Raw genomic sequence first — 11,230 nt, forward strand, 5'->3', positions numbered from 1 at the left:
GTTTTATATATTTATTTTTATAATAAAATTAAATTTAATCAAGAATAAAAATAATATATACAGGACATTGCCTGTATATATTTATTATTATCGCTATTTTATTTGCAAATTGGCGTTTACTTTTTCGCTTTTTTGGCAGTTTGTTTTTGCTGTTCCTCATTTAAAGCACGTATACGTGATGATAATGAGAATAGACGAATAAATCCTCCTGCATGGCTATGATCATAAACTTCATCTTCACCAAATGTAGCAAATTCTTCATTATATAGGCTATTTGGTGATTTCTTTTGCACGGCAGTTGCATTACCTTTATAAAGTTTAACCACTACTTCACCCGTCATGTCTTGTGCCAAAACTTCAGCCGCGGCTTGAATTGATCGACGATATGGTGCAAACCAGCGCCCATCATAAACAACATAAGCCATTTCAATACCTAGTTGTTCACGCCATTTAAAGCTGTCGCGGTCTAATATTAATTGTTCTAAACCACGTAATGCTGTCATCATTATTGTGCCGCCAGGCGTTTCATAACAACCACGCGATTTGATACCGACTAAGCGATTTTCAATGATATCAACTCGACCAACACCATGTTTTGCACCAATTTTATTTAATGTTGCAACACAGTTATATGGTGATAATTTTTTCCCATTTACTGAAACCACTTCGCCTTTTTCAATACCAATGGTTACTAATTCTGGTTGGTTTGGAGCATCTTCAGGCGAAACAGTCCAAGCCCAGCAATCTGTATTAGCTTGGTTCCATGTGCTTTCTAACACACCACCTTCAGTGGAGATATGCCATGCGTTTTCGTCACGGCTGTAAATTTTTTCAACGGTTGCAGTTGTTGGAATTTTACGAACTTTTAAATAATCAATTAATGCTTCGCGTGAACGCAGATCCCATTCACGCCAAGGAGCAATCACTTTAAGTTGTGGTGCAAGTGCAGTATAGGTTGTTTCAAAACGCACTTGGTCATTGCCTTTACCAGTCGCTCCGTGACAGAGTGTATCAGCCCCGACTTCTAACGCATATTCAACTTGCGCTTTTGCAATAATTGGACGAGCCATGGAGGTACCAAGATAATAAGTTCCTTCGTATAAGGCTCCTGTTTTTAAGACTGGATATACGTAATCTTTAACAAATTCTTCTCTTAAATCAACAACCTTACAAGCAACTGCACCCGATGCTTTAGCCTTTTTTTCTACATCTTTTAGTTCTTTTGGATCTTGACCTACATTAGCAACAAAGGCATAAACTTCACATCCACCATAATTTTCTTTCAACCAAGGAATAATTGCTGATGTATCCAAACCACCTGAATAAGCCAATACGACCTTTTTTGTTCCACTTTTTTCCATGTTATACCCTTTCTAAATTAACTGACGATAAAAATGAGTTAAAAATATTTTTTTATTAATCGTTAGATATAGATAACTAGCTTAATATAATAGCTGCTCAATATCTAAGCAATGATTCTTGTGCCTGTAGTGCCTGATTGCCCATTAAATAATTCGATGAGTTGGTGGGATTCTTTCCAACTAGCAATATCAATTGGTCGTCCTAAGGCCTTGGCGGCTTCGAAAGCTGAATTCACTTTAACAACCATGCCGTCTGTAATAACACCTTTAGCAATCAGTTGCTCCGCTTGTGATTGAGTTAATGATTCAATGCGTTGTTTGTTTTCGTCAAGTACGCCAACTACATCAGACAATAATATTAAATCTGCATTTAAGGTCTTAGCTAGTGCTACCGCTGCGTGATCGGCATTAACATTCATCATTTGTCCCGCTTGAGTAATACCAATCGAGCTAATAATGGGAAGGTAACCCGAATTAATAAGTAGATTGATTAATGTAGGATCGCCAGCTTTGGCTTCACCAACATAACCTAAATCTTCTGAAATTTGTTTAACTTCTACACTATTACCATCAGCTAAACAGAGTCCTACACTTGCTATTTGCTGTTTTTTTGCTTCTGACAATAAAGTAGTATTGGCACTGCCAGCAAGGCTACCAACAATAACGTCAATTTGATCAGCAGGAGTTACCCGTAATCCATTGCGACGGACTACGGGTAAAGAAAGCCTATCCATTAATGAATCAACTACCGTACCACCACCATGAACAATAATTAATGATCGTTGAAAATTTTTTTTGTACTCACTAATAACGTCAAATAATTTACTTAAGGCATCTTTATTGTCGAGCAATACGCCTCCAAGTTTTATAATTAATGGTTTCATTTTAGTTTCCTATTAATTTAACCTACTTTTAATTCATTAAAAATTTTGTACAGAGCTTTTGAAATAATTCACTCATTTTTATAATAATGACGTGGTTTCATCAAAATTATATCGAATGTTCATACACTGCACAGCTTGTGCTGCTGCGCCTTTTAATAAGTTATCTTCAACAGAAATTAATATTAAATGACGATCTTTTAATACAAATCCAATATCACAATAAGGCAAACCAATGACAGATTTTAATGCTGGCCAATCTTTTTGATAAATTCTAATCAAAGGCTTATTTTTGTAATATTTATTTAGAGCTTTGAGGATATCTTGTGATGTAACACCTTCATTTACTCGGCAAGTAATTGTGGCGTGGATACCTTGTTTAAAACTGCCTAAATGAGGTGTAAAGATCACTTCTTGACCTAAATGTGTTGCAATTTCGGGTTGGTGCCGATGAGTAAAAAGTCCATAGGCATGTAAACTTACTTCACAAAATATATTATTATGCGAAGGTTTTCGCCCTGCTCCACTCACCCCACTCACAGCATTAATAACAGGCCATTGTGAATTATCTAATAGCCCCTCCTCGATTAATGGTTTTAATGGTAATTGTGATGCTGTAGGGTAACATCCTGGTACAGCAATCAGTTGTGCCTGTTTGATTTGTTCACTATTCCATTCTGCTAAGCCATAAACTGCTTTATCTAACCATTTTGGATGCTGATGAGTAAAACCATAATAATCGGTATAAAAAGTAGCAGAGTTAACTCTAAACGCACCCGACAAATCAAAAACTGTACAACCATGTTCTAAAAAATAAGGAGCTATATTGTGGCTGACTACATGTTCAGTAGCTAAAAAAACTATATCAAGATCATTGATATAGGCAGAATAATCTGCAGTGGCAATAAGTGGTAAGTCAACAACACCTTTTAATTGAGGGTGTAAATCATAATCAGAAATAAGCTTACCACCGTCTTGGCTGTTTTCAGACACAGTTAAAGCAATAAGTTGTATATGCGGATGCTTGTGTAAATAATGAGCTAATTTTGCCCCTGCATAACCACTTGCACCAACAATAATTGCTTTTAACATACCCTACCCTTATCTATTTTTTATGCAATAATGTGCATATAGTAGGTTATTTATAAGGCTATTACAAGCACAAAATGAATTTTTATTCACTTTTTGTGAATTTAATTTCAAACATTTTTTGCAGACACCCAAATATTCTAACGTATTATGTTGTATTAAATTGTTTTTTAGTAAATATAAACACGAGTAATCTGTTCGAAATGCCTGCCGATAAAGATCGGCAGGTGAGGTGTTGGATTATTTTAATAAAGTTGCTGATTTTAATATCGCTATCAATAATTCCCAATAACGATAAACACTTTGAATGTTAACTTTTTCATCTGGTGAATGTGGCGAAACAATCGTTGGTCCAATTGATATCATATCCAGATTTGGGTAACTTTGTTTAAATAAACCACATTCAAGCCCTGCATGAATCACCATTATTTTGGCTTTCTGAGAAAAAATTTCGTGATATTTATCTTTAGCAAGCTTTAAAAGCTGTGAATCTAAATTAGGTTCCCAACCTGAATAACCGCCACTTATTTCATAATTAGCATCCACTAATTGGCTAAGTGATGTCAATGTTGATACAACCGCATCTTTAGCACTATCGACTTGAGAACGAATAAGAAAATGGACATTCAGTTGATTGTCCTCAATACTAACAATACCTAAATTGAGCGATGTTTCAACCACACCATGAAGTTGATCGCTCATTCTAACTACACCATTAGGCGCTGAATTTAACCAGCTTATGATTTTATTTTGATGCTCTGTAGTTAATACGCGTTTTACTTTGTTTGATTCAACTTCCGATAACGTTATTTCGATAGCAGGTTCTACATGACCTAACTCACTATGTAAAATTGTTTGATACTGTTTAACAATGGCTTCTAATTTTGGCACTTCTTGTTTATTTAGTGTAATTTCAATAAAGGCTTCTCTTGGGATCGCATTACGTAGTGAACCACCTTTTATATCAGCTAATCTAAACGAGATATCTTGTACATATTGTGCTAAAAAGCGAGCCATCAATTTAATTGCATTTCCACGACCAAGATGAATATCACAACCTGAATGCCCCCCTTTTAATCCTTTAAGTGAAATGTTCATATAACAATCATGCTTTTCTGGCATTACTGCATAAGTAACAGCAAAGGTTGTAGTAAAGTCAACGCCGCCAGCACAACCTGTAAATATTTCGCCTTCATCTTCAGAATCAGTATTAATTAGATAGTTACTTTTTAGCCAATTAGGTTGTAAACCAAAGGCACCGTGCATACCAGTTTCTTCTGATACTGTTATCAATACTTCAATTGGTCCATGTTCAACAGCAGGATCAATTAAAACAGCTAATGCAGATGCTAACCCAACGCCATTATCAGCACCTAATGTCGTTCCTTTGGCTTTTACCCATTCGCCATCAACATAAGCTTGAATTGGGTCAGTTAAAAAGTCGTGACTAGTACCTTCATTTTTTTGTGGTACCATATCCATATGAGCCTGTAATGCAATTGATGGGCACTCTTCCATACCTTTGGTAGCAGGTTTACTTAACAAAATATTACCTACTTTATCAAGTTTGCAATCAATACCATGAGTTTTAGCAAAATCGACGATATATTTAGTTATCATTTGTTCATGGTGAGATGGGTGCGGAATTTTACAGATATCATTAAAAATCTGCCAAACAAATTTAGGCGTTAAGGTAGAAAGCATAATATAACCTCAATATTAAGTATGTAATAAATTAATGAGTGGTTTTTTTTATTGAATCACATTATAATAAGGTGCAATTTTACATCTATTTTTAGTTCATTAATATTTATTTATTCATACAATCGATTAAAATTGCAGGTTACTCAATGTCAACAGATCAAATTTTATTAACAGAAGAAGAAATCCAAGCCAAAAAACAACATAAAGCAGAACTTATTGCTGAAAAGAAAAAATTCAATGTTACTTGGGAAATGTTGCAATCCTATGGGCGCCAACTTTCTGAACGCTTATTACCTGCAAATCAATGGAAAGGTATTATTGCCGTTAGTCGTGGTGGATTAGTTCCAGCGGCAATTTTAGCGCGCGAATTAAGTATTCGCTATGTCGATACCGTTTGTATTTCAAGTTATGATCATGATCATCAACGTGAAAAACTAATATTAAAACAAGCTAATGGCGATGGTGAAGGTTTTATTGTTGTTGATGATTTAGTTGACACTGGTAACACTGCTCATACAATTCGCGAAATGTACCCTAAAGCTCACTTCGTAACTATTTTTGCAAAACCTGCTGGTAAACCACTTGTTGATGATTATGTTGTCGATATTGCACAAGATACTTGGATTGAACAGCCATGGGATACCGGTGTTATGTTTGTTAAGCCTATTAGCGATCATAAATAATTGATAAGGAAGTTAAGGTTGTTATGGCAACTACCGAAAATCTAACTGAACAGATATTTAAACCACAATTTGATTATCCTGAAACTTCAACACTTATCAATCGCATTGATAATAGTAATGGTAGTAGCATTAGCGCCTTAGATGGGGAAGTTGACTCCAGATGGTATCGAGTTATTAATCCCATTTTGTGGCATTGGCGTGGATTACCCAAATTAGAGGTTGAAGCGGTTTTATCAAAAATTGCCGCTTCAACTCGACGCCACACAAATGATACCTGGCTAGACACTGTTGTTGGCTATCAATCTGGCAACTGGGTCTATGAATTTTTAAATCAAGCGGCAGTATGGCAAGCTAAAGCTGAATCAATTGATGAAGCAAATCTTATAGATGAAAATAAAAATAATTTACACAATTATTATCTCATAGCCAGCATATATGCAAGTATTGCTAGTTATCCTCATTTTAAAAATGACCAACTAGCAATGTATGCCCAAACATGCGCTTATCAGTATTATGCAAAAGCTCTTCAATTTTCACCATTTTTGATAAAAGAACTGGAATTTAAAGTCGATAATCGTAGTGTCAAAACAATTTTACATTTACCAAAATGCGAAGGGACTTGCCCTGTTGTGTTGATTTGTAATGCGTTAGGCAATTTGCAGATCGATTATTATCGTTATTTTAGTGAATTTTTAGCGCCGCATGGATTTGCCATGCTAACTGTTGATCTACCAACTGTTGGTTATAGCCGTAACTTTGCTTTATCACAAAATAGTAGCCAAATTCATCAAGCTATATTAGAGCAGTTGTCTTCTGTTCCATGGATAGATGATCATCGGATTATTGTTGCTGGATTTAGGTTTGGTTCGCATATTGCCACACGTTTAGCTTATTTGATGCCAAATAAAATAAAAGGCGTATTTAACTTTACTCCGTTTATTCATCAAATCTTTGTTGATAAAGATCTGCAAAAAAATCTACCGAATAGTTATAAAGATATGTTAGCTAGCCGTTTGGGATTGCCTTCAATATCCAACCAACAATTGGCAGCAGAATTAAATTATTTTTCACTAAAAAATCAAGGACTTTTAACTCATACTTGTCATGTTCCTGTTATGAATATCATCTTTGAGGATGATAAGTTAAGTGATCTTTGTGAAGCAAAATTAATTCATTCAATCAAACAAAATAAAGTAATAACTGTACCTAAAACACAGTTACAAAAAAGTTTGCATCAGGCGTTAACACAATCAGTAAATTGGATGAAATCTGTTATATAACCTGAAAAAATAAGAATATGCTATGACTATTAAAAAACAACAAACCGTGGTTGTTAAATTAGGTACCAGTGTACTAACAGGTGGAACAAAACAACTTGATCGAGCACAAATAGTTGAGTTGATAAGACAATGCGCAAGTCTACATCAAGATGGACATAAAATTATCATTGTTACATCTGGTGCAATTGCAGCGGGACGCGAATATCTTAACTTCCCTACCCTACCTAATACTGTTGCTTCAAAGCAATTACTTGCTTCTGTTGGACAAAGTAAGCTTATTCAACTTTGGGAACAGCTATTTTCAATCTATAAGATCTATATTGGTCAAATGTTACTTACCCGTGCAGACCTTGAAGATCGTGAAAGATTTTTAAATGCCCAAGACGTTTTAAAAGCAATGTTAGATAATCATATTGTTCCTGTCATCAATGAAAATGATGCTGTTGCAACCGCAGAAATTAAAGTTGGCGATAATGATAACTTATCAGCGCTAGCTGCCATTTTAGCTGAAGCAGATAAGTTGATTTTATTAACCGATATTGAAGGTCTTTATACAGCCGATCCAAGAGCTGATAAAAATGCCAAGTTAATTCATGAAATTGATCATATTGACGATAATTTGCGAAGTATCGCAGGTGGTAGTGTTTCAGGGCTTGGCACGGGTGGTATGAGCACAAAATTACAAGCAGCTGAGGTAGCTGGAAGTGCGGGTATAGAAGTTATTATCGCTGCAGGAAATAAACCAAATGTTATTATTGATATTGTCAATAATAAACCGATTGGAACACATTTTTCACCGCAAAAAACACCATTAGAACATCGTAAACACTGGTTGTTTGGTGCACCAAAAGCAGGAAAAGTGTTATTAGATGATGGTGCTGTTAATGCGATTTTAAATAACGGTAGTTCGCTATTACCTAAAGGAATTATCAGCGTAGAGAAAGATTTTTCTCGCGGTGAAGTTATTGATATTTGCGACAAATTTGGCAAACGTATTGCGCGAGGTGTCAGTCGTTATAACAGTGATGCTTTAAGGCAAATTGCTGGGCATCATTCTCAAGAAATTAGTCAAATTATTGGCTATGAATATGGTCACGTTGCTGTTCATCGTGATGATATGATAATAAAATAAATAATAAACAAGGAAGGAAAATCATGGGATTAGCTATTGGAGGTATAATTGCTAATTGGTTAGCAGTAGATAGATTTAAATTATATGACTGATGATGATAAGCAATCATTATTAAAAGAAATAAATAATATAAAACAACTAAATAGTAATATAAAATAGTGGTGATAACAATGTTACAGCAAATGGGTAAAACGGCTAAACTTGCTTCATATCAACTAGCACAATGTCCTACCGCAATGAAAAACAACATTTTGATGGTTATTGCTGATTTATTAGAACAGCATAGCGCAAGTATACTCATTGCAAATGAAAAGGACATCCAAGCGGCGAAAAAACAAAATTTAAACGAAGCCATTTTAGATCGTCTACTCTTAACACCCAAGCGACTATCATCTATTGCCAATGATGTCCGTAAAATCATTTCATTAACTGATCCTATTGGTCAAATCATTGATGGTTCTACTTTAGAAAACGGTTTAAAGTTACACCGTCACAGAGTACCACTTGGCGTTATTGGTGCGATTTACGAGGCTCGACCAAATGTAACCATTGATATTACAGCTCTTTGTTTAAAAACAGGCAATGCCGCAATACTTCGCGGGGGTAAAGAAACAATCAATACTAATATGGCCACAATTTCTGTTATTCAAAAAGCGTTAAAACAAGTTGGTTTATCCCAGACAGCTGTTCAATATATTAATAATCCTGATCGTAAATATATTCATGAGTTACTTAAACTCGATAAGTATATCGATATGATTATCCCCCGAGGAGGTGCATCTTTACATAAATTATGCCGTGAACATTCAACAATACCTGTCATTACAGGTGGTATTGGAGTCTGTCACATTTTTGTTGATGAAAGTGCTGATGTTGATAATGCTCTACCAATTATTGTCAATGCCAAAACTCAGCGTCCAAGCACTTGTAATACGCTTGAAACGTTACTAGTCCACCGAAATATTGCGGAGCAGTTTTTACCAAAACTTTGTCAGGTCATGGCAGATAATAACGTCGTATTACATACTGACCAAAACTGTTATGACATATTAAAAACAGGTAATGCAACTATCCTACCAGTAAAAAATGAAGAATTACGGCAAGAATGGTTATCAAAAGATTTAAATGTGATCATTGTTGATTCACTTGAATTGGCTGTAGAGCATATCCGCGAGTATGGTACGGGGCATTCGGAATCCATTCTCACGCGTAACTTGCTTAATGCAGAACAGTTCGTAAATCAGGTTGATGCAGCTGCAGTTTATGTCAATGCATCAACACGTTTTACTGATGGTGGGCAATTTGGATTAGGTGCAGAAGTAGCAGTTAGTACACAAAAACTACATGCACGCGGACCAATGGGACTCGAAGCTTTAACTACCTATAAATGGATAGGTTATGGAGACAATTTAATTCGTCAATAATAAAATTCTGTTTAATATAACTGTTCGGACATCCCGAACAGTTTTTATGCTTAACCAAACTAATCAAAATTACGCATTAATAATGCATAATTTAAATCGATTTCTTCAGGAATCGGAATATAAACAATATGACCATCACCTAAACCAGCAGGAACAGGTTGTCCTTTTTTGTTTTCCATTCGCTCAATCGTGAAAGTTTTATTACCTTTCGGTGTCATCATTTCAACGCTATCCCCAACAGAGAATTTATTTTTTACGATAACTTCAGCCAATCCATTTAATCGCTCACCACTAAACTCACCAACAAATTGTTGCCTTTCCGAAACTGAATGGCTATGTTCGTAGTTTTGCATTTCTTCATGCTTATGGCGACGTAAAAATCCTTCCGTATACCCTCGATGAGCAAGTGCATTAAGCTCTTGTAACAAGCGAGGATCAAAAGGTTTACCTTCACTCGCCGCATCAATAGCTTGGCGATACACTTGTGCTGTTCTTGCACAATAATAAAAAGATTTAGTTCTTCCTTCAATCTTGAGCGAATGTACACCAATTTTTGTTAAATCATCTACTAGTTCCACTGCTCTTAAATCCTTTGAGTTCATAATATATGTACCATGCTCATCTTCGTAAGCTTGCATATATTCACCTGGGCGACCTGATTCTTCAAGCATAAATACTTTACTAGTAGTTTGACCAATTCCTAATGTTGGTTCAACTTGTTTTACCGAGATCGGTTCACATTTATGTACAATTTGCCCCACTTCGTCTTCTTTACCCTCAGCAACTTTATATTTCCAACGGCAGGCATTAGTACATGTCCCTTGATTTGAATCACGCTTATTAATATAGCCCGAAAGCAAGCAGCGCCCAGAATATGCCATACACAATGCACCATGGATAAACACTTCTAACTCCATTTCAGGAACTTTTTCACGGATTTCAGCAATTTCATCAAGTGATAATTCACGCGATAAAACGACTCGAGTTAATCCCATTTTATGCCAAAATTTTACTGTTGCCCAGTTAACAGCGTTCGATTGTACAGATAAGTGAATTTCCATATCAGGAAAATGTTCGCGAACTAACATGATTAAACCTGGATCTGACATGATAAAAGCATCAGGTTTCATATTTACAATGGGTTCTAAATCACGAATAAAAGTTTTTAACTTCGAGTTATGTGGTGCTATATTCACAACTACATAAAACTTCTTACCTTGAGCATGTGCTTCGTTAATACCAATTGCTAGATTTTCATGATTAAATTCATTATTACGAACTCGTAAACTATATCGCGGTTGGCCGGCATAAACAGCATCTGCACCATATGCGAAAGCATAACGCATATTTTTTAAAGAACCGGCAGGAGAAAGTAATTCTGGTTTTGCATATAAATTTGTCATTAAAAATGCCTCTGATTTCAGGTCAGTATTACTTATAAGTAATAGGTTAAGCAAAATAGGATGGGCATTTTACGCTTTAGGCTATTTGTTGGCAAATTTATTATATTCCAAAATATGAAAAACTTTCAGTTATTGCTTTTCCCGACACTTTTCACTTTGTTTAAGTATGATAAGTTAGGTTTTATTATTCAATAATGGTAAATATTCATCCCATCGGTATTCTCTAATTGGCATAGGATTAACCTCTTTAAAATATAAAACTAATGCAGGTTT

The 11,230-nt window shown here is 35.3% G+C and carries 9 protein-coding genes; 4 read left to right on the forward strand and 5 right to left on the reverse strand.

The features are described from left to right. Nucleotides 1-116: 116 nt before the first annotated feature. The 4 genes from A9G44_RS07270 to A9G44_RS07285 all read right to left on the reverse strand — a co-directional run bounded on the left by A9G44_RS07270 (nt 117) and on the right by A9G44_RS07285 (nt 5,035). The gene (locus tag A9G44_RS07270; protein WP_065560029.1) at nt 117-1,361 is read right to left on the reverse strand and encodes an argininosuccinate synthase; all 1,245 of its coding nucleotides are present in this window, start codon (nt 1,359-1,361) and stop codon (nt 117-119) included. Between the two features lie 104 nt (nt 1,362-1,465). Beyond that, on the reverse strand, nt 1,466-2,245 hold the full coding sequence (gene argB, locus A9G44_RS07275; protein WP_065606314.1) for an acetylglutamate kinase: 780 nt from the start codon (nt 2,243-2,245) through the stop codon (nt 1,466-1,468). A gap of 78 nt (nt 2,246-2,323) precedes the next feature. Next, nucleotides 2,324-3,334: an N-acetyl-gamma-glutamyl-phosphate reductase gene (gene argC / locus A9G44_RS07280; protein WP_065560031.1), complete on the reverse strand. Its 1,011-nt coding sequence runs from the start codon at nt 3,332-3,334 to the stop codon at nt 2,324-2,326. A gap of 237 nt (nt 3,335-3,571) precedes the next feature. Further along, complete coding sequence (locus tag A9G44_RS07285; RefSeq protein WP_065610093.1) at nt 3,572-5,035, reverse strand: aminoacyl-histidine dipeptidase; 1,464 nt, start codon at nt 5,033-5,035, stop codon at nt 3,572-3,574. A gap of 146 nt (nt 5,036-5,181) precedes the next feature. On the opposite strand from A9G44_RS07285, the gene gpt reads away from it, so the two are divergent. The 4 genes from gpt to proA all read left to right on the forward strand — a co-directional run bounded on the left by gpt (nt 5,182) and on the right by proA (nt 9,554). Further along, on the forward strand, nt 5,182-5,718 hold the full coding sequence (gene gpt, locus A9G44_RS07290; protein WP_081296839.1) for a xanthine phosphoribosyltransferase: 537 nt from the start codon (nt 5,182-5,184) through the stop codon (nt 5,716-5,718). Between the two features lie 23 nt (nt 5,719-5,741). Then, nucleotides 5,742-6,998: an alpha/beta hydrolase gene (locus tag A9G44_RS07295; RefSeq protein WP_065610095.1), complete on the forward strand. Its 1,257-nt coding sequence runs from the start codon at nt 5,742-5,744 to the stop codon at nt 6,996-6,998. A gap of 22 nt (nt 6,999-7,020) precedes the next feature. Beyond that, nucleotides 7,021-8,130 carry a glutamate 5-kinase gene (gene proB, locus A9G44_RS07300; RefSeq protein WP_065610097.1) on the forward strand — a complete coding sequence of 370 codons (1,110 nt, stop codon included), beginning with the start codon at nt 7,021-7,023 and terminating at the stop codon, nt 8,128-8,130. 170 nt (nt 8,131-8,300) lie between these two features. Next, nucleotides 8,301-9,554 carry a glutamate-5-semialdehyde dehydrogenase gene (gene proA / locus A9G44_RS07305; RefSeq protein WP_065610099.1) on the forward strand — a complete coding sequence of 418 codons (1,254 nt, stop codon included), beginning with the start codon at nt 8,301-8,303 and terminating at the stop codon, nt 9,552-9,554. Nucleotides 9,555-9,613: 59 nt separating this feature from the next. Here proA and trhP read toward each other — a convergent pair whose 3' ends face one another. After that, nucleotides 9,614-10,957 carry a prephenate-dependent tRNA uridine(34) hydroxylase TrhP gene (trhP, locus tag A9G44_RS07310; protein ID WP_065610101.1) on the reverse strand — a complete coding sequence of 448 codons (1,344 nt, stop codon included), beginning with the start codon at nt 10,955-10,957 and terminating at the stop codon, nt 9,614-9,616. Between the last annotated feature and the right edge of the window lie 273 nt (nt 10,958-11,230).

Source organism: Gilliamella sp. Occ4-3 (genome assembly GCF_001690675.1).
Lineage (GTDB): Bacteria > Pseudomonadota > Gammaproteobacteria > Enterobacterales > Orbaceae > Gilliamella > Gilliamella bombi.